This is a genomic window from Planctomyces sp. SH-PL14 (assembly GCF_001610835.1).
Lineage (GTDB): Bacteria > Planctomycetota > Planctomycetia > Planctomycetales > Planctomycetaceae > Planctomyces_A.
Genome location: NZ_CP011270.1, coordinates 7860160 through 7883198, shown reverse-complemented (window position 1 = coordinate 7883198; position 23039 = coordinate 7860160). Strand labels below are relative to the sequence as shown.

The 23039-nt window shown below is 65.8% G+C and carries 16 protein-coding genes; 6 read left to right on the top strand and 10 right to left on the bottom strand.

The features are described 5' to 3' along the window. Window positions 1-77: 77 nt before the first annotated feature. Both VT03_RS34430 and VT03_RS30330 read left to right on the top strand, forming a co-directional pair. A complete protein-coding gene (locus VT03_RS34430) occupies window positions 78-653 on the top strand; it encodes a YceI family protein (protein ID WP_075096461.1) in 576 nt (191 codons plus the stop codon). 359 nt (window positions 654-1012) lie between these two features. Next, window positions 1013-1942, top strand: a complete 930-nt coding sequence (locus VT03_RS30330) for a hypothetical protein (RefSeq protein WP_075096460.1) — start codon at window positions 1013-1015, stop codon at window positions 1940-1942. A gap of 70 nt (window positions 1943-2012) precedes the next feature. Here the strand turns inward: VT03_RS30330 and VT03_RS30325 are convergent, their stop codons facing one another. Next, the gene (locus VT03_RS30325; protein WP_075096459.1) at window positions 2013-3104 is read right to left on the bottom strand and encodes a formylglycine-generating enzyme family protein; all 1092 of its coding nucleotides are present in this window, start codon (window positions 3102-3104) and stop codon (window positions 2013-2015) included. Window positions 3105-3378: 274 nt separating this feature from the next. Here VT03_RS30325 and VT03_RS30315 point away from each other — a divergent pair, with 274 nt between their 5' ends. Further along, complete coding sequence (locus tag VT03_RS30315) at window positions 3379-4047, top strand: hypothetical protein (RefSeq protein WP_075096457.1); 669 nt, start codon at window positions 3379-3381, stop codon at window positions 4045-4047. A 68-nt stretch (window positions 4048-4115) separates the two neighbouring features. Here VT03_RS30315 and VT03_RS30310 read toward each other — a convergent pair whose 3' ends face one another. The 8 genes from VT03_RS30310 to VT03_RS30270 all read right to left on the bottom strand — a co-directional run bounded on the left by VT03_RS30310 (window position 4116) and on the right by VT03_RS30270 (window position 14756). Beyond that, on the bottom strand, window positions 4116-4424 hold the full coding sequence (locus tag VT03_RS30310) for a hypothetical protein (protein ID WP_156514854.1): 309 nt from the start codon (window positions 4422-4424) through the stop codon (window positions 4116-4118). A 553-nt stretch (window positions 4425-4977) separates the two neighbouring features. After that, entirely contained in the window at window positions 4978-6549 is a 1572-nt protein-coding gene (locus VT03_RS30300) for a 2-isopropylmalate synthase (protein WP_075096454.1), read from the bottom strand. 362 nt (window positions 6550-6911) lie between these two features. Next, complete coding sequence (locus VT03_RS30295) at window positions 6912-8273, bottom strand: hypothetical protein (protein WP_075096453.1); 1362 nt, start codon at window positions 8271-8273, stop codon at window positions 6912-6914. Beyond that, window positions 8270-9907, bottom strand: a complete 1638-nt coding sequence (locus VT03_RS30290; RefSeq protein ID WP_075096452.1) for an ABC transporter permease — start codon at window positions 9905-9907, stop codon at window positions 8270-8272. The genes VT03_RS30295 and VT03_RS30290 overlap by 4 nt, the downstream gene beginning before the upstream one ends. 42 nt (window positions 9908-9949) lie before the next feature. After that, window positions 9950-10840 (bottom strand): ABC transporter ATP-binding protein, encoded by an 891-nt coding sequence (locus VT03_RS30285; protein WP_075096451.1) that lies wholly within the window; start codon window positions 10838-10840, stop codon window positions 9950-9952. Between the two features lie 291 nt (window positions 10841-11131). Beyond that, a complete protein-coding gene (locus tag VT03_RS30280; RefSeq protein ID WP_075097384.1) occupies window positions 11132-12172 on the bottom strand; it encodes a rod shape-determining protein in 1041 nt (346 codons plus the stop codon). A gap of 936 nt (window positions 12173-13108) precedes the next feature. Next, window positions 13109-14305, bottom strand: coding sequence for a HEAT repeat domain-containing protein (locus VT03_RS30275; protein WP_075096450.1), 1197 nt, complete (start codon window positions 14303-14305; stop codon window positions 13109-13111). A 133-nt stretch (window positions 14306-14438) separates the two neighbouring features. Next, the gene (locus VT03_RS30270; RefSeq protein WP_075096449.1) at window positions 14439-14756 is read right to left on the bottom strand and encodes a hypothetical protein; all 318 of its coding nucleotides are present in this window, start codon (window positions 14754-14756) and stop codon (window positions 14439-14441) included. 828 nt (window positions 14757-15584) lie between these two features. Between VT03_RS30270 and VT03_RS30265 the strand changes: the two genes are divergently transcribed. Together VT03_RS30265 and VT03_RS30260 are read left to right on the top strand one after the other, a co-directional pair. Beyond that, window positions 15585-17453 carry an ABC transporter ATP-binding protein gene (locus tag VT03_RS30265; protein ID WP_075096448.1) on the top strand — a complete coding sequence of 623 codons (1869 nt, stop codon included), beginning with the start codon at window positions 15585-15587 and terminating at the stop codon, window positions 17451-17453. A 54-nt stretch (window positions 17454-17507) separates the two neighbouring features. Beyond that, window positions 17508-19403, top strand: coding sequence for a HEAT repeat domain-containing protein (locus VT03_RS30260; RefSeq protein ID WP_075096447.1), 1896 nt, complete (start codon window positions 17508-17510; stop codon window positions 19401-19403). A 3-nt stretch (window positions 19404-19406) separates the two neighbouring features. Here VT03_RS30260 and VT03_RS30255 read toward each other — a convergent pair whose 3' ends face one another. Then, window positions 19407-20681 (bottom strand): lactate racemase domain-containing protein, encoded by a 1275-nt coding sequence (locus tag VT03_RS30255; RefSeq protein WP_231870557.1) that lies wholly within the window; start codon window positions 20679-20681, stop codon window positions 19407-19409. A gap of 290 nt (window positions 20682-20971) precedes the next feature. Here VT03_RS30255 and VT03_RS30250 point away from each other — a divergent pair, with 290 nt between their 5' ends. Further along, entirely contained in the window at window positions 20972-22984 is a 2013-nt protein-coding gene (locus VT03_RS30250; RefSeq protein ID WP_075096445.1) for a hypothetical protein, read from the top strand. Window positions 22985-23039: the final 55 nt, after the last annotated feature.

The following is a 23039-nucleotide window of genomic DNA, read 5'->3' as shown; positions in this document are numbered from 1 at the left end:
GCCCCGTCGCGTTTTCCCGTCCGCCGCGTCGATTGCGGCGGCGTTTTGATGTGGACTCTGTTCCCAGAAGGATTGGAATGAACGTTCGACAGTTTGCGCTCACCGCCTTGGCCTTCGCGTTTTCCGGACTGGTTGCCCCCCCGGCGCGGGCTCAGGAGTACGCCCTCGACACGACCCATACCGCGGTCACGTTTCAGATCTCGCATCTCGGTTTGAGCTGGACGCACGGGCGGTTCAAGGACGTGAGTGGCTCGTTCAAGATCGATGCCGCCAATCCGGCGGCGACGTCGTTTGCGATCCTGGCGAAAGCGGACAGCGTCGACACGGACAATGTGAAGCGGGACGAGCATCTTCGCGGTCCGGACTTCTTCGACACGCGGCAGAACCCGGCCCTTGGGTTCCGGAGCACGTCGGTCAAGCCGCTGGACGGGGGGTATCAGGTGACGGGTGATCTGACGCTGCACGGGGTGACGAAGCCGATCACGGTGAATTTACATGGGGGGAAGACGGCGGAGTTCCCGAAGGGTGTGCACCGGACGGGTTTCTCGGGCGAGTTCAAGATCAAGCGGAGTGAGTTCGGGATGGACAAGATGTTGGAGGCGATTGGTGATGAGGTGCATGTGACGGTGAGTTTTGAAGGCACCCACAAGTAAGAAGGAAGGAACCGGGGTCCAGGGGGTCACCCCTGGTGGGGGATGCAAGGGGGTCACACCCCCTTGCCCGCCGGAGGCCTGGCCGTCGAGAACCGCTGAAAACCTTGTGTGTCCGAACGCGGACACCGTGCCGCATGCCCCCACACCAACCCCGCGGCGATTGCAAGGCGAGCGGCGGAGTCCTCAACGCCGGTACCACAAAGGGGACGTCCGTTGCGTACCACGGTTCCTCACAGGAGTGCCTCCGGCGGCAAGGGGTTGCCCCCTTGACCCCGGCCGCCGTGGCACGATGGGTTTGACGTGGCATCGCCGCACCGGCAAGGACGCGGTTCGAGCTCAGTCCCTCTCAAGGAGTCTCCATGCCCGATCCCCTCGTCATGGCCAAGGCCGCCGCCCTGGCCGCCTTCGTCACCACCCTGGTGACCTGGCTCCTGGCCCGCCTCTCCCGGCCACTCGGCGGCGCGCTCGGCACAGGACTCGGAATCCTGGCCGGAGCCTGGGGCCTCGGCCTCGCGCCGCACCTTCCCCCACGCGACGCCCTCGAACGCCTCCTCCTGCTGCTCGTGCCCGGAGCCATCCTCGCCGAGTGCGTCGCGCCGTTTCGCTGGGGATGGCTCATGCGTCTCGCCGTCGCGGCCGGCGCGGTCCCGGTGCTGGTCCATGGCTCGAGCTACGTGGCCGATCTCTCCGGCCCCGGCACTCGAGAGTGGTCTCCAGGGCTGGCGGCGGGACTGTTCGCCGGACTCGCGGCGGCCCTCTTCCTCTCCTGGACAGCACTCGACCGGCTGGCGCGACGAAGCCCCACCTCCGCGGCCCTCGCGTTCGCCGGAACGGCCGCCGGGGCGGGGATCACGATCATGCTCTCGGGCTACGCCGCGGGGGGACAACTCGGTGTGCCGCTGGCGGCCGCCGCGGCAGCGGGAGGAGTGCTGGTCCTTGTGGGGGGCCGGCACTCCTCCGGGGGAGCGGGAGCGGAAACGGCCGCCAGCCTCGGCGTGATCCTGCCGGCGCTCTTCGGACTGCTGGTCGTAGGCCGCCTCTTCGCGGGACTCACAACCGCCAACGCCGCGCTGCTGCTCGCCGCGCCCCTGGCGGCCTGGATCCCGGAACTGTGGCCACTGGTCAGGCTGGGGGGAAAGACCCGAACGGGACTGCGAATCGCCCTGGCCGCGACACCGGTGGTCGTCGCGCTCGCCCTCGCGCAGCAGAAGTTCGCAGCCGACTCCGCCGGCCCTGCGGCCAGCGCGGGGACGGGCGAAGCGTCGCTCAACGACTACCTGGGCTACTGAATCGGACCACACGTCAGGCGAGGCGCAGCGGCCGGCGATTTCCCGCAACGCGGGCTACCCTGGGTTTCAGTCACTCCTTGCCAACGGCCGGACCCAGGCAGATGCGAAAGCCGTCGCGGGAGTCCGAATAGCTCGGACCCGCCAGACCCAGGCGGACGGCGCAGCGGGCATTGCCGGGGACGTCGAAGTAGTTGCCGCCGCGGCAGACCGGCCGCGGGTTCTCCTTCACGACGTACAGCTCCTCATGTCCTCCCTTGGGATCGAAGTGGTCCAGCGCCACTTCCCACACACCCCCGCACATGTCGGCCATGCCGAAGCCGTTGCGGCCCTTCTCGCCGTAGTGGTCCACCGGCGAGACGAATGAAAAGCCGTCGCTCCACGGCGCGCTCGCCAGCGGCCACTTCCGGGTCCGGCCGGGGAGCAGGTCGAGCCCGGAGATATTGAACCGGCCTTCGCCGTCACCCAGCTCGTTCCCCCACCAGTAAGAGGTGCTGTCCTGACGCCCGCCGCGGCAGGCGTACTCCCATTCGGCCTCGGTCGGGAGCCGGTACTCCAGTCCTTCCGGCAGCCGTCCCGCGTCACGTTCGTGCTTCGTGAGCCACTTGCCGAAGGCCCGGCCATCGTTCCAGCTCACGCAGACCACGGGGAAGTCTTCGCGGAGCGGGAAGGCAAAGTTCGGATCGCGCCAGCTCTTGCCCGCCATCGGCTCCCAGGGATGCACGACCTGGGTCGTCAGGTTGTACGCGGTCCATTTCGGGTCGAAGCACTGCGTGTGTCCGCCGGGCTTCTCGGCGTCGGTGACATACTTCGACTCTTCGACGAACTTCCGGAACTGGCCGACGGTGACCTCAGTGCGGCCCATCCAGAAGCCGTGCGGCACGCGGGTGAGCCGCGGCTTCTCCCCTTCATAGGACTCCCGTTCGGTGTTCGGCGTCGCTCCCCCCTCAATGCCGGTCGCCCAGAGCTTCTCTTCCGGCGAGCTCCCCATCAGGAACTGGCCGGGGGGGATGTAGACCGTTTCCAGCGCCACCCCTCCACCGAGGTCGGCCTTGGTGACCGCTCCCTGTTTTGGCTCGGCGCACCGCGCGGTGGCCGGCTGGAGGAGGCTGGAAGCGAGTGCTCCGCAGAAAGTGGGGATGAGCACCATCATCGCGATACGCATGGTCGGAAACCCTTCGAAGCTCGTCCGGAGGAGCGCGTCCCGGTCGACTCGGATGTCGTGCGAGGAGTTCAGCCGGACCGACCGACGTGATGGTTGGCCCGTGGCTGTCGAAGATGATGGAGAGTGCGGCGGAGAGTTTCCACGCCGCGCGACGGGACCGGGACGCGCTTGACCCGGCGTCGCAGGCAGGAGCAGAATGGGGCCCGCTGACGGGAGGGCTGTTGTCGAGTGCGTACGTTGAGGCTGGAACGATCTGCGCCTGGGCGTTGACAGCATGAAGAAGAAACAGCGTTCGACGAGCGGACTGTATCGGGACGGCAAGCTCCTGGTGATCCGCGAAGGGACAAGATGTCCGGGGCGATGCGCGATCTGCAACAAAGAGGATGAGGTCGAACTCGTCGACTTCACCTTCGCGCGGGAGCGGCAGCGGTACGTCGAGGTGGCCGCCGTCCAGTCGATCGCGCGGGCCGCGTCCGACCTGGCCACGGGCGCCAGGTACACCGGGCCGGTTCAAGCGGACCTTCCGCTCTGCGCCTGGCACCAGGGCCGCCGGCTGCGGCTGTTCGGGATTGGCGCCGGGATGACGGTCCTGGGGATCGCGTTCGTCGCCAGCCAGCGGGCGATGGGGGCCGTGATCGTTCCCCCGGGCGAACTCGGCTTCATGGACATCGCCCTCTACAACTGGATCGCCTTCGCGGCGGTCCTGACGGGCGTCGTCTTCATGCTGATGTGCGTGTTCGATTCCTCAAAGCTGTGGTTCAAGCCGACGAAGTACTACGGCCGGGTCGTGTGGCTCACGGGGGCTGGCCCGGAGTTCCTGGCGACCCTCCCCGCCATCCAGCCCCAGGACTACAAGGCCCAGGGGGCCCTGGACGCCCCCGTCGACGAAGCCAACCTCTCGGCCGAAGAGCTCATCCGCCGCGCCGGACTGGATGACGAGTGAGCGAGGAGAACGGTCAAGGGGATGCCCGTCGTTCGTCACAGGGCCAACGCCGTGCCTGCGGGCGAGCCTCATCCGCCGTCACGGGGCAGCGCGGAGATCAGCGGCTGCATTGCCTCCCAGATGGGAAGGTAATAGCAATCGATCCTGGCCCGCATTTCCTCGTCGCGCGTGTTCGACCAGTCGATGTACAGCTCTCTTTCCCCCTCCCAGAAATAGATGTGCCGGAGCGGGTTGGTCTCGCAGATCAGACTCGGGATGTTGTGCAGCAGCTCGGTCTCGGCTCGGGTCCAGCTCGCATCGTTGCTGTCCACCGCCAGCCTCAGCATCAGGAAGCCGAGGCGAAGATGCTCCAGGTAAAGGGTGTCGAGCGGATTCATGGTGCTCATCGTCCGTCGTCGAATCGGCAGGGCGTCAGGGGGCGTTCGCGATCGGAGTGGGCAAGGCGTCCGCCACGGGGTGGCCGGCCACTCCTGCCTAGGGATCCGGCGGTGGTTGAGCCCGTTCCCTTTCGATCCGGGCTCCCTCTTCCCGGAGTTTCGCCTGTCGCCTGGACAGGACGCGTTTCCCTTCCTCACCCCCGATGACAATCACCTCGGGGACCATCCGGTTGGAGATCGGGTCGAGCACCATTCGTCCGGTGTGGAGCTGCGTTCCGGGCGGCAGGGGCGGGGAGAACGTGCTGTCCGGCAACTCGGGGTTGAGCCGGACCTTGTCGAAGACGATGGTCGTCGGGCCGTTCAGGAGTGTCGCCGGAAACCAGCGTTCTTCCTTGGAGCCCTCGTCGACGACTCGCTGGAAGGACTGAACCGAGACCAGGGGCGCCCTTGTGGGGGGGGCAAAGGGGGCCCGTGTTGTTTTCTCGGGCCCCCTTGACCCCGACTGCCGTCGCACGTTGGGCTTGAGCTAGAGAGCCATCCCGGCAAGAACGGTTCAGACACCGTGCTGAGGATGAATCGTCGCCGCACCAAGACCGGCCGCGATCTTGTTCAGCGCCTGCAGGTACGCGAGACCGCTCGCCTCGATGATGTCGGTACTGACCCCCTTGCCATGGTACGTCCGCCCCTGCTGCTCCACCTCGACCGTCACCTCGCCCAGAGCATCGGTCCCCGATGAGACCCCCCGCACGCTGTAATCCTCGAGCGTCGGCGTGATGTGCGTGATCCGGTCCAGACAACGGAACAGAGCGTCCACCGGTCCATCCCCCGGCGCGGCGTCCTTCACCTTCTTCCCGTCGAGATGCTGCAGCTCGACCGTGGCCGTCGGAATCGTCCCGGTCCCGCCGAATGTGTGGAAGCTCACCAGCTTCCAGGTCTCCGGCCCGTGATGAATCTGCTTGTCGATGAGCGCCGCGATATCGGCGTCATAGACATCCTTCTTGCGGTCGCACAGCGCGATGAAGTCGTCGAACACCCGCTGGAAGTCTTCGTCCGTCAGCTCGTAACCGATCCGCTTCAGGTGATCGCGGAACGCATGCCGGCCGCTGTGCTTCCCCAGGACCATGTTCTGGCCCGTGTAGCCGACATCCTCCGGCCGCATGATCTCATAGGTCGTGCGGTTCTGGAGCATGCCGTGCTGGTGGATCCCCGCCTCGTGGGCGAAGGCGTTCTGACCGACGATCGCCTTGTTCCGCTGGACCCGCATCCCGGTCGTACTGGAGACCAGGCGGCTGATCGGACAGAGCTTCGGCGTGTTGATCCGCGTGTCGACGCCGAAGTAGTCCTGACGCGTCTTGAGCGCCATGACGACTTCTTCCAGCGCCGCGTTCCCGGCCCGCTCGCCCAGACCGTTGATCGTGCACTCGATCTGCCGGGCTCCCGCTTCCACCCCGGCCAGGCTGTTGGCGACCGCCAGCCCCAGGTCGTTGTGGCAATGCGTGCTCAGGACCGCCCGTTCGATGTTGGGGACGTTCTTCTTGAGGTAGGAGATCACCTTGTAGAAGTGGTTCGGGGTCGCGTACCCGACCGTGTCCGGGATGTTGACCGTGGTCGCCCCGGCGTCGATGGCGCTCTCGACCACGCGGCACAGGAAGTCGAGCTCCGTCCGGGCGGCATCCTCCGGTGAGAACTCGACGTTCGGCCGGGTGATGTCGGACCGCTCGCTCATCCGGTCGGCGGTGTAGCGGACCATGTCGACCGTCTTCCGGATGATCTCTTCCTCCGCCATTTTGAGCTTGAACTGCCGATGGATCGGACTCGTCGCCAGGAAGATGTGGATCCGGACGTTCTGGGCGTCTTTCAGGGCCTCCCAGGCGCGGTCGATGTCCTCGGTCCGGCAGCGGGCCAGGCCGCAGATCGTCGACTGGTCGCCATACTTGCGGGCGATCTTCTGGACCGCGTCGAAGTCGCCGGGGGACGCGATCGGGAACCCCGCCTCGATCACGTCGACGCCGAGCTCGACAAGCGCCTTCGCCACTTCGAGCTTCTGCTCGGTGTCCATGCTGCAGCCGGGAGACTGCTCGCCGTCGCGGAGAGTCGTGTCGAAGATCGTGATGAAGTCGGACATGGCAGGGTTGAGGCTGAAGGCGGAGGGGGAAGGCCGGGGCCGAACCACCCTCCAGAAACAAAAAAACCCCTGAGACCGGGACGTCTCAGGGGTGGATTCACACGCAGAATCAGAGCACCGACCTAAGACCTCCGCTGGGGAGGAAGGCTAAGGAGGCCGAGGCTCAGAAGGATCGTGGACATGAGTCGAATTATGCGCGATTCGGGAAGTCTGTCAACAACGGCCAGCCCGCCGCGGGGACGGGCCGGACGTTCACGGGACACGCGGCGGCGAACGAAGTTCGCCCGAAATCCTTTGCCACACATCGTTCCGACACTCCAGAGAGAGCACCGGACGATTGCGGCCGTCCCGACAGCACCGCGTTACGAACTCAGTCGGCGGAACAGGTCTTCGAGCTCCTGCCGTTTGTGCGACCAGCTCGGATTATCCCAATACTCGGCCCGCAGCGGGAAGTCGTCCGGCAGAGGCTTCTTCTCCTGGAGATCGAGGACCCGCTGGTAAACGAGGATCGCCTTGAGGATCAGTTCCGCCAGGTCGTCGTCGTCCGTCAGGACCGAATCGTTGTTCGTCAGGCCGACGTGGGTGTCGATCGCGAGCTTCATTTCCCGAAGCCCCTTCTCGATGTTCTCCCGCGAGGCGGAGAGCTCCTGCTTGAAGTAGAGCTTCCGGCCGACCGTCAGGGCCTTCGTCGCTTCCTGAACCGTCGGCTGCATTTCGAACTGGCCGCGGGTCCGCCAGAAGCGGTAGTTCGCGGTCGACTGGTAGCGGGCGACCCAGTGCTTCTTGTCCTCGAAGGGGTACTTGTCCCCCTCCTTGGCGCACAGGGCCCGGACGCGGTCGTCGGTCACGGCTTCGAAGTAAATGAGTCCGCCAGGGCTCATGAACTCCTTCTTGCCGTACGCTTCGGTCCACTCCGTGTAGAACTGCTGCCAGGCGGAGGTCGTCTCGGCGTCGAGCAGCCCTTCGTCCTTGCGGGCCTGGGCGTAGTCCCGGGTCGAGTGGTACGGGTAAGCGAGCATCAGGATGGTATCCATCCGGTGCTGCTCTTCGCCCGCCTCGATCAGGTCGTTCGACCGCTGGAACCAGGTCTTGGCCCGCTGGTAGTTGTCCTCGTTGTTCGGATTGATGTCCGGGTCCGCCTTGCCGGCGTACAGGTCTTCCCGCGGGTCGACGCGGAAGAACTTGCGGAACGACTCCTTCTCATCCGACCGGCCGATCTTCCGGCCGACGAATTCCCCCATGTCGAACTGGAGCTCCGGCGACCGCTCGTTGGCGGCGATCCCGCGGAGCAGGTACTTGGCTCCCTGCTTGACCCAGTGGAAGCGGTCCTTCACGTCGTCGCACTCGGCGGAGACGTTGAAAGCGAGGTTCCAGGCCTGGTACTGCCACACCTTGTGGAAGTGCGGCTGGAGGAGCGAGATCGACTCGACGGTCTGGGCGAGTTCGGCGAAGTTCTTCGTCGCCTTCTGCTCTTCCGCCTGCTGCCACAGCACGCTCGCGGCGACGCCGCGGAAGCCCAGCAGGACCACGTTGAACGTGGAACTGGCAGGGTCGACCTTGCCGAGGCTCGATTCGCCGAGCTTGTAGTCCTGCCGCAGACGGGCGAGGCCGTACTTGAACCCGACGCCCGCCTCGGTCGAACCGAGCAGGAAGATCGGCACCATGAGGACCAGGATCCCCACGAGATAGACCATCTTGCGCTGGAACGAGTTGAGGTTGTTCATTTGGCCTCCAGTTCGCGAACACGCAGGGCGAAGTAGCCGAGGATGTAACAGGGGATCAGGTAGCCGATCAGCGTCAGGATGCTCGGCAGCACCGCATTGGCGAACGGGACATCAAACCCGTTGGCGACATAGGCCTGCGTGTCGAACCCGTTGAGGTTCGGGAGCACCCCCTGGAGGAGTTCCAGGACGCGGAAGATCCCCAGGTCGATCGTCTTGATCATCCGGGTCCCCCAGTTGTCCGGCAACGGGGACTGCTGGTTCATCCAGGTCACGGTGCGGTAGAGCGACTCGAGCGAGCCCCCGCCGACGACGTATCCCTTGTTCTGGGTGAACTGCTGGAGCTGCTCGGTCATGAACTCGCGGAGTCCGCTGACCCCGATCACGGCAAGCCCCAGGGTCATCATGGTGCAGACCGGTCCCTTGAGGAACGTGCTCCCCGTCGTGCCGATCACCACGATCATGAGCAGCATCAGCCACAGCCCCATCATCCCCTTGAGGTAGGAGAGGAAGAACGGACGGTCGGGCATCCGCAGGAACATGTCCCGCTGGGCGACCCCGATGTACTGCTGGGCGTCGATACAGCCGATGCGGACCGTCAGCTTGCCGTTGTCGAGGAGGTCGTTGATGAGGTCGACCGTCTTCTCCTCGCCGTCTGCGTCATCGAGCGGGCGATATCGCAGCTCGCGGGGGACTTTCATCAACGGGAGTGTCGGGGAGGCCGAGAACTCGTAGACCGGGAAGACGTCCCACGGAACGACGAGCTTCTTCGCCTCGTTGACGAACTCGACCGAGAAGCGGATCTGCTCGTCGATGACTCCCTTGTAGGTCCGGAACGCTTCGAACTTCTGCTCCATCCAGAGCGCCCCGTCGTCGTGGAGGTCCGCTTCGGAGAGTCCGGAGAACGTCCAGATCGCGCGGGCATTGGTCGCCCCTTCCATGAAGCTGCGGTAGTCCCAGGTGTCCCCGACGTTCACGAGATTGCCGGGATTTCCCTGGCGGTCGAGGTACCGGACGGTACCGAAGACCGGGACGCGCGCGATGAGCTGCTCTTTGGATGACTCGGGCACCTGTCTGACGAGCCAGACATATCCGATGCCTCCGACGAGCGCCACCAGGATCGTCACCAGGAAGCTGTACCCGAGCATGCGTCCCAGGACGATCTCGCTCCGCTTGACCGGCTTGGTCACGACGGTGTGGATCGACCGGTCCTTGATGTCCGCCGGCAGCCCCCAGCACGCCAGGATCAGCGTCATCGGGAACAGGACGAACTTGGTCGTCGTGAAGACGAACGTCACGTACGGCTTGGCCGGGGTGTCGTTGGCGGACGACCGCAGGAACCAGCCCGCGAACATGAACAGGAGGAGGAACACGCCGCCGACCATGAGGGCCTTGCGGCGGATCGACTCCTTCACGGTCAGGATCGTCACCGCCAGGATGCGGCGGGGGACGATCACGAAAATCTCGTTGAGGCCAATCCCCAGCATCTGACCGAAGGCCTTGAGCCCCCGGCCGATCCCGGCCGACGTGACCGCCCCGACGAGTCCAAGCAGCGCCCCGAGAACGACCAGGATCGCCGCCACAATGGCCCAATGCAGCAGGGCCTGCTTGATATCAAAGTCTTTGATGAATTCCATGGGTCACCCGGGTGTCCGATCGTTTCGACAATTGCCTGCGGATCAGCCCTTGGTGTCGGGCGTGAAACGACGGCCCGGGTGGGCCTTGCTTTCCTCGACCGTCTTGAGGAACAGGTCCTCGAGCGTGGCGGTCGGATGAGAGACGCTGCGGACGGAGGCTCCGTGCTTCTTGAGCACCGCCTCGACTTCGCGGATGGCGTCGTCGCTGAGCTTCGAGGTCAGGACCTGGGACTCCTCGCGGGACTCCAGGAGTTCCTTGACGGTCCCCAGGACCTTGAGCTCGCCCTGATAGAGGATCGCGATCCGGTCGCACACGTCCTGAACGTCCGCCAAGAGGTGGCTCGACATGACAACCGTCTTCCCTTCGGCCTTCAGCTTGAGGATCAGCTCCTTCATGTCCCGCGTTCCGAGCGGGTCGAGACCGCTGGTCGGTTCGTCGAGGAGAATCAGCTCGGGGTCGTTGATGAGGGCCTGCGCCAGACCGATCCGGCGGGTCATCCCCTTGGAGTATTCCTTGAGCTGGCGGCGGCGGGCGTGCTGCAGCCCCACCATCTCGATCAGCTGGTCCCGGCGCTCCTTGCGCTGCTTGGCGGACATGTTGAACAGGCGGCCGTAGAACTCGAGGGTCTCGTCCGCGTTCAGGAACCGGTAGAGGTAGGACTCTTCCGGCAGGTAGCCGAGCCGCTCGTTCTTCGAGACGTCGTGGGCCGGCTTGCCGAGGACCGTCAGGTCCCCTTCCGTGGGGAACAGCAGCCCCAGGAGCATCTTGATCGTGGTCGTCTTGCCCGAGCCGTTCGGACCGAGGAGACCGAAGATCTCCCCTTTTTTCACGTCCAGCGAGAGGGAGTTGACCGCCCGAACCTTCTTTCGCCCCCAGAAGTCGAGGTAGACCTTCGTCAGGTTGCGAATCTCAATCACGGAGTCTGCTTGCATACACCCCTCGTCACGGGCCGCGACTGAACAATGGAAATCGCGGGTATGAAATCACACAGGACTAATACGTTGCGCTCGAGCAGGGGTTATTAAAGAGAAAACGAAAATCCCCGCGGTCAGACGGAGCCCGACCGTGTCAAGACGCGAGTCCTACTCTACGAGAGCGGGTGAACCCCTTCAAGCACCCGGCAATGTGAAGAAGGCAAGAAGCGACGGCGATTCGCTTTCCGATCAGCCACAGGTCCGCGAGGCCGGCACAATCCTTAAGGTTCCCTTTGGAATCCGGGGGCCTCAGTCGCGCGACCGGAGGAAGCGGCTCCGCCATTGGGGGAGATGGTCCAGGCAGAGGCTCGTCCCGCGGATGACCGTCGTCGTCGGCGCCAGGTCGATCCGCACGGGAATTCCCAGCTGGGCCTCGAGAAACGCCGGGAGGCCCCGCAGCTGCGCCGAGCCTCCGGTGAGAAGCATGCCGGTCTCGGTCAGGTCCCCGACGAGCTCGGCGTCGCAGCGTTCGATGACGCTCCGGATTCCATTGATGATCCGCGCCAGCGGATCGGCCAGCGCCTGACGGATCTCCTCGCTGGTGATCGCCGCCTTGCGGGGAATGCCGCTCACCGTATCGAGACCGCGGACCTCCGCGGAAATCTCATCGGGCAATGGGGTTGCGCTGCCAACGTCCTGCTTGAGCTGTTCGGCGGTCGTCCTGCCGATCCGCATCGAGTAGTTGAGCCGGACGAATTCGGAGATCGCCTCGTCGAACTCGTCCCCGGCAATCCGGAGGGAGCGGCTGGCAATCACCTCACCGAGCGAGAGGACCGCGATTTCCGTGGTTCCCCCGCCGATCGAGCAGACGAGATTGGCAAGCGGTTCGGTGATCGGCAGCCCGGCACCAATGCTGGCTGCGACCGCGTGTTCGATCAGAAAGACCCGTCCGGCACCGCTCCGCTCGGCGCTCGTCATCACCGCCCGGGACTCGACTGGAGTCAGTCCGGAGGGGACGGCAATCGCCACCTGGGGGCGGAGGCGAGTTCGGGCCCCGGATTTCCGTAGAAAGTATCCGATCATCGCCTCGGCGAGCCGGAAGTCGGTGACGACCCCCGCCTGCACCGGCCGCACCGCCATCATCGAATCGGGGGTTCGGCCGAGCATCTGGCGGGCCAGGACGCCGACGGCGTGGCCTCGTCCCAGGATCTTCCCGGTCTCGCGCTCGATCGCCACGACCGAGGGCTCGTCGACCAGGATGCCGCGTCCCGCGACCGCCAGGCGCGTGCTCGTCGTCCCCAGATCCAGGGAAACGCAGTCGCGGAACCAGCGATCAACGCGTTGAATCATCGGAGGGGGCGGCAGGAGGCACGAGCCGGAAGAGGGAGCGAGGCACCGGGCTTTTACCCCAGCCGCGCCGAACAGGAGAAGGGCAATTCCCACTGCCCGTGATATGCCCTTCGTGCGGCGACCACCATGGATTGGGGAGGCCGCGCCGGAAGCGGCTCGTGGCTTGATGCTCACACTCTGTCAGGGCGACTTCAACACAATCGAAACGCAGCTCCTTAACAATTCCACAACAGCTGAATCAGAAAGCACTTACTCGACAACGTCTCTGCGAAAACCGGGGAGTCTCGGCGGCTGCGGCCGCCTGGGAAATCGGCGTCTCCGGCTCGCCGAAATCGTGCCGGATCGGACGGCGGATTTTTTGCCAAATTCTCAATCCGAAGTCGCGCCACAACCTGCGTCGACTGGACCTTTGGGAACCGGCGAACGACAGCGCAGAACGCCTTGACCACGCCCGATCGGATGATATGGTGAGTCGTGTTGTGGGGACTCTGACTGGAGGTCGTGAACAGAACCCTGGAGTCTGTGGAGTCCTTGTGACTCCTGCACGAAGCACTTCCCCTGCCGAGAGGTCTGGCTTGCCGGACTGGATCGGTGCCCGCACAACCGGTCTGGATTTGATCCGGCCCGGTGCTCTTGGAGCCTAGCTCCTGTTCGTATGAGTCGATTCCGTTTGGCGCTGCGCCGACATCGGTCGGTGAGGGCCGCGGAGGTTCGAACGCCACGCCAAAATACACTTGAGACTCCGCTTGCTACCGGGCTTGCGGATAGGCGGCTTGCCGCCAGCTCGCGGCTGGGCCTTCCCCCAGCCGCAAGCCATCCTTCCCGAGCGGGATGCACGGGGCGGATGGCTTTTTTTACGCGCTGAGGGCAACCTCTGACCGGGCTGCACTGGCCATCTGCCGGGCCTTGCCTTTCAGCTCTCTTCGATGGGACCGCTCACGGAATCGCGTCGATCTCCTGGGATTTTGCGTGCCGCAGGAGCGCATCCGCCAACCGCCGGAGGTCCGCGTCTTCGCTACCCCGCAGCGACTCGAGCCGCGATTCGACCTCCAGAGGGAAGGGGACCGCCTCCCGCAGAACACGGTATCCCGCCTTCCGCGCGATCCGGGCCTCGTTCTCCAGCAGCCTCAGGGCGACCGGCGCCAAACGGTCGCGGTCGCGGGTCCAGGTCCAGTCCGCCCACAGAGCGGCCCCTCGGACCGACGGATCGCCCTCTTGAAGCGCGGCTTCGGCGACCACCTGGCGGACGGCTTCGGGGGGTTTTGACCATCGACTCAGCGCTGTGGCGATCCGCGCCCGGATCTCCGGCCGCGGAAACGACAGCAGTCGCAGTACGACCGGCTCCGCCCGCATCGCGACGAGGGCTTCGGCAGCCCGATCCCGGGTGAGCTCTTCCCGGTCGCTGACGAGAACCTCCGCGACCGGAAGCGCCGCGATTTCGGCGGCCGGCCCCATGGCCGCCAGTGTGGTCAGCGCCGCCTGCCGAAGCCGCTCGCTCGGGTCGCGCATCAGCCGCAGCAGAAGCGGAATCGCCGGGGACGCCGCGGCGCCGGACAGCGACAGGACATCCGTACAGGCCACTCGGAGATCAGTCCCGGACGAGACTTCCGACGGGTCGGAGCCGAGTCGCGACACGCAGTCGATCAGCGCGGGAATCGCCGCCGGATGGGCCGGTCCGATCTGCCCTAGAACCTCCGCCGCCCCCATATGGACGAGGTGCGATTCGCCCCTCGAGTTCAGAAACGAAATCATCGCCGGAGCCGCCTCGGGAGCCAGCCGCCCGAAACGCCCAAGCGCCGACAACGCCCACAGCCGCGTTTCTTCCGTCGACGACCGACCGGCCAGACGAATCAGAGCCGGAACCGCTTCGATCGCCGGACGCCCCATCCGCCCCAGCGTGAGGGCAGCCTGCCGCCGGCTCTCCCAGGGGGCCGCCGCGTCCTCGACAATCTCGATCAGCGCCGGAACCGCATCGGCCGCTTCGCGCGAGGAGTAGGAAAACGCCTTGATCCGGTCGTCCCACTCCGACAGCGTCCGTCCGCCGTAGAGACGCGGTCCGTCAGCCGAGAGTTCCTTCGCAGCGGACAACCCGCCTGCCAGGACGAAGACGAGAATGGTCGCCAGGTGCCGCATTCAGGGAGTGGTGAGGGACTGAGGACAGACGCCTCATTCTCCGCCATTCGCCGCGGACGGCAACGGTTGAATACCCCGGTGTGACAGGGAGTTCTCACGAACTCCGGATGTCCCTCCGCCCGACCACGTCGCCTTAGACCGCTTCAGGCCGATGCGCCGGCCATTCGTGGCCGCAGCGTTCGCAGCTGAATCCGACGACGGTGCCGGTCCCCGGGATTTCGCGGCCGCAGCGGTCGTATTCGCAATCCTTGAGTTCCACGGGGGCGACCGCCGCCCGGCAGCAGCAGGGGCAGATGCGGTTCGCGAACCGCATCCGGGCGCGGTTCAGGATGCGAAGCTGATCGGTCGATCGCGACCGGACAGTGGGGCGACGGAGTGGCAGGATGGCGACTTCCGAGTCATCCGCCTGATCCACGAGAGCGTCGGGAGAGAAAAGGCGCAGCGTGCCCATTCAGCGATCCTCCATGATGTCGTCGTCGACGCGAATTCCATGCGTCGGGTGTGGAGGGGGAGATTACCCACGGCTCGTGCGGACTCGCAAGAGTTTCATCTCATACCGGCCGGACTTCGTTCGAAATCGCGGGCCCTCCACAACAGATCAGGTCACGCGGAGAGGATGGGCAATCTCCGGATGTCGATCCCCCCAGCCGAGGTCCAGAAGAGTGGGCTTTGTGGCGGAGTCATCGTTGCGATCTGCAGCTACCTCATCGGAGAAGGCCGGAAGAAGAAGAGGATTGAAACACAGAGTCACAGAGAACGCGGAGAGGGACCAACGAACGAGAGAGGTCGTGAAGTGCTTCCGGGAGAGGAAGGGGAGCCACAGATGAACACGGATGGACACAGATCAAGGCAGGGAATGCGATGCCCCCAGTCCCGTGCGCCCTCTGGGTTCTGACGTCTCTGTGCCCTCTGTGTTTCAAAATCCAAAGGCTGATGAGGCACGACGACGGGGTGGGCCGAGTTGCCGGTCTGCTTTCGGAGAAGTGCCGGATGCCCGTTCGGGCCGCGCACTCCGGCTCTTATCTGTGTCCATCCGTGTTCATCTGCGGCCCCCTCTTCCTCCCCTCCGTGCCTCGTTGGTTCGAGACCTTCCGATTCGCGAAACACGGAGCCCACCAAGCCTGACCAAGGATCAGACGCGGACGCACTCCGGGCTCTGTGACGGACCAGTGCCGGCAAGGACGCGGTTCGAAGTGGCGAATGCACCGGACACTCGTTGACAGGCTTTCGCAGCTTGACCATCCTCCAGAAACGACTGGATCGAGAAAGGACAGGCTGGATGGCCCCACTGCTGCAGATCGAGGGATTGAAAACCTACTTCCATACGGAAGGGGGAGTGGTCAAAGCGGTCGACGGACTGAGCGTCTCCGTCGACGCGGGACGCACCCTCGGGATCGTCGGCGAGTCGGGATCCGGAAAGTCAGTCACGTCGCTCACGATCATGCGTCTGCTCCCCGCAGCCTCCTCCGAGATCGCGGCGGGGAAGATCACCCTCCTCGGCAAGGACATCATCCATCTCCCGGAAGCGGAGATGCGGAAAGTCCGCGGCGCGGACGCAAGCATGATCTTCCAGGAGCCGGGGACTTCGCTGAACCCGGTCTACCGCGTCGGCTACCAGGTCGCCGAGGCGATCCGCCAGCACCAGAAGGTGTCCGCGGCCGAGGCTCGCCGGCGGACGATCGAGCTGTTCAAGGAAGTCGGCATCCCGAACCCCGAACAGCGGATCGACAGCTATCCCCACGAGATGTCCGGAGGCCAGAAGCAGCGGGTCATGATCGCCATGGCCCTCTCGTGCAGCCCCAAGCTGCTCATCGCCGACGAACCGACAACCGCCCTCGACGTCACGATCCAGAAGCAGATCCTCGACCTCCTTCGGAACCTCCGCGACAACCGGCACATGGGGATCGTCTTCATCACCCACGACCTGGGGGTGATCGCGGAGATCGCCGACGACGTCGCCGTGATGTACCGCGGCCAGCTCGTCGAGTACGGGCCGGTCGACCAGATCTTCGCCGCGCCCAAACATCCCTACACAAAGGGGCTGATGGCCTGCCGGCCGCAGCTCGACACCAAGTACCGCATCCTGCCGACAGTCGCCGACTTCATGGACTCAACCCGTCGCGAGGACGGGTCGTACGAGATCCGCGAGAAGTCGCTCGATCCGAAGCGGCTCCTCGACATGACGACCATGGGCCGGGGCCGGCTCCTCTCGCCGGTCGCCGAGATCGGCCGCGGCACCGAGCAGGAGCTCCGGGCGCAGCTCCCGTCCGACACGCAGTTCGTCGCGCCGGGGACGACGCCGCTGTTGTCGGTGAAGAACCTCAAGGTCTACTTCCCAATCCGCAAAGGTGTGTTCCGCAGCACGGTCGGCCATATCAAGGCGGTCGACAACGTCAGCTTCAACGTTTACCCCGGCCAGACGCTCGGCCTCGTGGGCGAGTCGGGGTGCGGCAAGACGACGACCGGCCGGGCGATCACCCGGCTGGCATCGATCACGGAGGGCCAGATCCTCTTCCGGTGGGCGGACATCACCGAGCTTAGCGGCGCGAAGCTCAAGGAGTACCGGCGGCACCTGCAGATCATTTTCCAGGACCCGTACAGCTCGCTGAACCCGCGGATGACCGTCGAAGCGATGCTGACGGAGGCGATGTCGGTCCACGGACTCGGGACCTCCCGCTCCGACCGTCGCAATCGGGCGGCGAGCCTGCTGACGGAGGTCGGCCTCGATCCGAGCCACCTGGGGCGGTATCCCCACGAGTTCTCCGGCGGCCAGCGGCAGCGGATCTCGATTGCCCGGGCGGTCGCGGTGGAGCCGCAGTTCATCATCTGCGACGAGTCGGTCTCGGCCCTCGATGTCAGCGTCCAGGCGCAGGTCCTGAACCTCCTCAAGCGTCTGCAGCAGAGCCGCGGACTGACCTATATTTTCATCAGCCACGACCTGAGCGTGGTGAAGTTCATGTCCGACATGATGGTGGTCATGCAGTCGGGGAAGATTGTCGAGGCGGGCCCTTCGGACCTGATCTATGCGGCTCCGATCAAGGAGTACACGCGGGAGCTCATCAAGTCGATTCCCGAAGCCTCCCTTGCCAAGATTCGCGAGCGGTCGCAGAAACGATCGGCAGCATCGTCGTCCGCTCCGAAGTTGTGAAGGATCGCCTTCCGGCCGAGGGAAAGGCCAGATCCCCTTGAACGTCGGCCTTTGATGAACGCCGTCTATTCCCTTCGCCGATGCCTGACGTGGCTGGTCGTTCTCTGGCCGGTGATGTTCGATTCGCTCCCCTCCGAGGCAGCTCCCCCCTCACCCGAGAACTTGCCCGAACTCGTGGCCGCTCTGGAAAGCGGCGTCCCGAAGAGGCAGGACGCGGCATTGGACGCCGTGTTTGCGATCGGCCCGGAAGCGAGATCCGCAATTCCCAGCCTGATCAAGCTTCTGGAGGACGAAGGGCGAATTCCTTCCGTACTCCCAACAGCGAGGACGCCGCAAGAGGCTCTGGAAGCCATCGGCACAGAAGCGGTTCCGGCATTAAGCGACGTCGTCGCCACTGGCCGTGTGGTGAGTGCCAGAAAGGCGGTCCTGGCGCTATGGAAAGTTGGCCCCCGCGCGCAGGGAGCACTTCCAGCGCTGATAAGGCGACTCAGCGACGAGGACATCCCCCTCCGTCGAGCCATCCTCTTCTCTCTGTCGCGCATCGACACCTCCGGGGACGTCACCATTCCGGTTCTTGCGCGGTTGTTGGAGGATCCAGACGAGCACGTGCGCGTCTTGGCGGTGAACTGCCTTAGACAGCATGGCGAGAGGGCCGCTCCGCTGGTGCCGGTTCTGATTTCGATGCTGAAAGATTCTGGGCCATCAGTACGCGGCGCGGCCGCCACCGCGTTGGGCGACATCGGTATTGCGGGAGACCGCGTCGTTCCGACTCTGACGGCACTCCTGGAGGACTCGGAAGCGTATCACTACGCGGTTTCGAATGACCTCGCCGGGCTAAGGCAGGTAGCGGTGCATGCCGCTTTTGCGCTCGCCAAGTACAAGAGAACGGAATCGGTTGAACCACTGATGAAGGCCATGGAACACCCGGATCTGCAGTTTGCTCAGTCTGAGCTTCTGAAGGCACTCGGTGAATTCGGCCCGACAGCAGCCGATGCCGTGCCCCTCGTGCTGGACAAGGTCCGAAGCGGCAATGCTGAGGCTGCCGTCGCCCTCGTCAAGATCGGACCGGCTGCCAGGTCAGTCATCGGCCCCCTGAGGGAACTGCTCGCTTCCCCGAAACAGTCAGTCCAGGCCGTCGCGGGGGCCGCGCTCGTCGGGTTGGACCTGGAGGCCAACCGCGACGTTTTGCAGCAAGCCTTGCAGGCCGAGAAGGACGCGGAGCTGACCGTCGTGGAGGACGTCCTTCTCCGAATTGGGCCAGGTGCGGCAGCCGCCTTGCCGGCAATACTGACAAAGCTCAAAGAGGCCGACTGGCCAGACGAGCAGCTCATCACGATCGTGGGCAACATCGGCCCTTCGGCCCGAGAAGCGGGCCCACTCCTCGTTTCGTACCTAGAGGATTTTCTCGTCGGCGCGGCCGCCTCGGAGGTCCTTGTCCACATCGGTCCGGAAATGATCCCTTTGCTGGTTACCGAGCTCACCAAGGTTCGATCCCCCTTGGAGACGCCGCCCCTTCGGACGATCGAAACACTCGGCCGCTTTGGAGCACGAGCCGAATCGGCTGTCCCGGCTCTGATCGCGCGGCTCGAGCACGAGGATCGGAACGTCCGCACCGCAGCCGCGCTGGCCCTGGGGGACATCGGCTTGCCTCAGGACGTCGTCGTTCCGGCGCTCTTGAAGACCCTTCGCGATCCGCGGGCCTCCGTGCGAGCAAAGGCCGCTGCCGGGCTGGGACACTTCCGAGCGGAGGCCGACACCACGATCAAGCCGCTGATCGCGGCCCTGAAAGACGAGTACGCGGATGTCCGCGCCGCGGCCGCCACAGCTCTCGGCGAGCTGGGGCCGGCCGGCCGCCCGGCGCTCCCCTCGCTGGAAGACGTGGCAAGGGACCCGCACGTCTATGTCCAAGTGATGGCCCAGCATGCCGCGGAGAAGATCGCCGCTCCCTGACTCTCACGGCTGGGATTCTGTCCCGCCGCACTGCTCTCTGACGGAACGCAAATTCGCATCAGCGTCAAACGCCATCGCGGCCGGTTCGCCTTCGACGTGGATGTGCGACGCCTTCCGGACCTCCGGGAGGCACGCCTCGCTGACGTAGACATCGTGGAGCTGGAGCGTGTTCTGGATGTGGACCACGCGGGCATTCTCGGGGGCGGTCAGGCCGATCGTCTGGAGGGCGTCGCTGATCGCCTCCTGGTCGGTCTCGTAGACCAGCGGGATCATCCCGGCGGTCGGGTGGCCGGCGGTGATGCAGTTCACCTTCGTGTAGGCGTGATCCACCTGCTCGACCGTCCGGCGGTTCGTGAACTCGGCCAGACCCAGCCCACAGGCGTTGCCATGCGTCGCCTCCGTCAGGCTGCGGATATAGATCCGCCGGCAGCGGGCGTCGTCGAGCTCCGTCGCCGCGTGGTCGTTGTACTTCCGCCCCACGACGTTGGTGTCCATCCCGGTCCCGCTGATGTTCTTTCCGATCTCGTCGACGATCAGCAGGTCGACATCCGCCACCGGCAGCCGCGGAAGCCACGCGCGAGCCTGCTTGAGCAGGGCCCGCTCGCGCTCGAAGAAGTCGGCAGGGGCCACCGCTTCGATCAGCGCCGTCTCGTCCGATGCGTTCTCGATGATCGCCAGTCCCGCCAGGACGCGGCACTTCCGCAGGACCACGTCCGCGACCGCGTGGATGATCTCGCCGAAGCTGAAATCCTTGATCGCCTTGTGGTAGATGCAGGCGCCGCGGTGCTTCCCGAGGCCGATGAGCATCATCTTGTGGAGCCCCGATTCGATCTCGCCGACAAACCCCGTGTGCGGCTTGACCCGCCCGGCGACGACGACATGATCCGCCTCCGAGGCGTTGCGGTCGAAATGGACCGGGATCCCTTGCGGGGTCGTGTCGACGACGACCGTGTCCATCGAGGAACGGACCTCGCAGCCCATCGCCTCGGCAGTCACGCCGTAGCCCGCGATCAGGTCCCGCTGCCCTTCGGCCGTCGCGCCGCCGTGGCTCCCCATCGCGGGGACAATGAACGGGACCCCGCCGAGAGTCTTGATGTGGTCGACGATCCCCTTCGTGATCGTCGCGATGTTCGCGATCCCGCGGCTCCCGACGGTGATCGCCACCGTCTCGCCCCGCTTCACCTTCCGGCCGAGATCGAGCCGCTCCAGTTCGCGGAGCGTGGCGGCGCGGATGTCGTCGATCCGGACCGACTCGAAGGTCTGATGAACGCGGACCATCCGGGGAAGTGGCACAAGAGGCATGGTGTGGAAGGAGTGAGCGCGGGGATCGGCGGAAACAGCCGCTGCAGTGTATCCGGCGGCGGCGGCCGGCCCCACGGAACGTTCCCGGAAGGCTGCAGTCGCCCGCGCCCTCGGCGTCTTCCCATCTTGCCCGCCCCGCCCGCGCGGACTTTGCAGCCAATTGCGTCAGTCACCAATCCGCCCTCGCCGATACCTCAGCCAATGTTGGTCGGCGAACGCATGGGGGCGGGCGCTACGATCTCGCAGTCAGGATGAGAGAACTGCTCATGACCGCACTCTTGCGATGGCATAAGGGAATTCTCGGAGCGGCTCTGCTGGCCGGATCCGTCGTTGGGGGCCAGACCGCGTCCGCCCAGGTCGTTCCGGGAACGGGAACGCTCGTCAACACGGACGACCTCGAAGACGCCAACTGGGGCTACACCCACAACTGGCCCAAGAGCAGCAAGGAAGAAGACGAGCAGATCCGCCAGCCGCTCGGCTTCGCCTCGAACCGCAAGTGGAACGAAAGCCCCAAGCGCGGCAGCCCGGACGTCATCAAGCGGGTCGACACGCCGCCGAACGGCCTCCCGGGGAGCACCGGCGCCCTCTACCTGCGGACCCGCGACTCCGGCATTCCGGGCCGCCCGGGCCACAAGCAGGCCCAGGACGACTTCATCCTGGCCGCCAAGCCGATGCGGGTCGGCGCCCAGCCGAACTACACCGTCCGGGTCTATCTCCCCGAGTGGGACCAGTGGGAACAGCGGAACGGCGTGACCTTCGGCATCCGGGCCGGGATGCAGGGTCCGATGGAGAAGCAGAAGGAAGTCAGCTTTGGCCGCCGGCTCTTCAAGGGGTCGCGGATGGAGACCGTGACCGAGATGGAGCCGTACTACCCCGGCTTCTTCATCCAGTTCAATCCGAAGAGCATGCCGGGGAACAAGGAAGGGGATCACGCCCTGATCCTCATTCGGGCCGACGGCCTGGGCCACGAAGTCCCCGGTCCCAAGATCACCGCCACCGGCTGGTGGACCTTCGGGATGTCGGTCTCGCCGGACGCCCGCTGCCACTACTTCGCCAGCCCCGGCGTCGATGATCTGACCGCCCGCGACCACATTTATTCGTCGCTGCCCTACGGCATCCCGGGCCAGACGTTCAACACGATCTTCTTTAACGTCTGCTCGGCGGACGACGGCCGGACCTGGTCCACGCCGTGGATCATCGACGACCCGAAGGTCTTCGCCTTCACCGGCTCGAACATGGCTCAGCCGAAGCAGGTGGCCCAGCAGCCCGCTCCGCAGCAGCCGGCCCCGCTGAAGACAGCGGCGAACCCCGCTCCGATCCCGCAGCCGGCCGCCGTTCCGCAGGCCGCGGCTCCGGCCGCTCCCCAGACCCCGGTGGCCCCGAAGACGCCGGCCGTCCCGGCTCCCGTCGCCACTCCCGCGGCCCCGGCCGCTCCGGCGGTTCAGGCCACCGCTCCGCAGGCTCCGGCCGTCCAGCAGCCAACCGTCCAGCAGCCCGCCGCGGCGCAGGCTCGCCAGCCGGTCGCGAACCAGCCGCAGATGACGCGGCAGCCGAACCAGGTTTCGCAGCAACAGCAGCAGCGGGCCGCCACGGTCCCGCAGCAGCAGCAACAGCAGCGTCCCGCTCAGCAGGCCGCGGCACCGCAACAGCGGCCTGCCCAGCCTGCCGCGACCGCCGCCCGGCCGCAGCAGCCGGCGCCGGCTCAGCGCACCGCCCAGCCGCAGCAGCAGGCGATGCCGCAGCGGCCGACTCAGCCTGGTCAGCCGATCCAGCCCGGGCAGCCGATCCAGCCCGGGCAGCCGGTCCAGGCCCAGCAGCCCGCCGTCCAGCCTCGGCAGCAGGCCGCGGTTCCGGTTCCGGCTCCCGTCCAGACTCCGGCCCAGCCGGCCGTCCCACCGGCTCAGCCGGCGGCCCAGGCCGCCATGCAGCCCGTCGCGAAGCCAGTCGCTCCCGCGATCACGGTCCAGCCGGCTCCGGTGATCCAGCCCGCTCCGGTGGCTCCGCCGGTCGCCGCGGCTCCGGTCGCTCCGGTACAGGCTGCCCCCGCGAAGCCGGCTCCCGTGGCCGCCCCGGTCGCTCCCGCGCTTCCGGCCGCGCCGGTGACGCAGGCCGCTCCGGCTCCGGTCACCCGGATTGCCCAGGCTCCGACGCCGGAACCCGCCACGACGCCGATGCCGAAGGTGATCTCGGCCGGAGACTTCTTCGCCCCGCCGCCGCGAGCCCCGCTCGCCCCGGTGAACCCGGCGACGCTGCCTCCTTCGCCGCCGCCGATCCAGTAGTCGATCGGTGCAAGTCCCGGTTGCCAATGACGAACGCCGGCCCGAATGGGCCGGC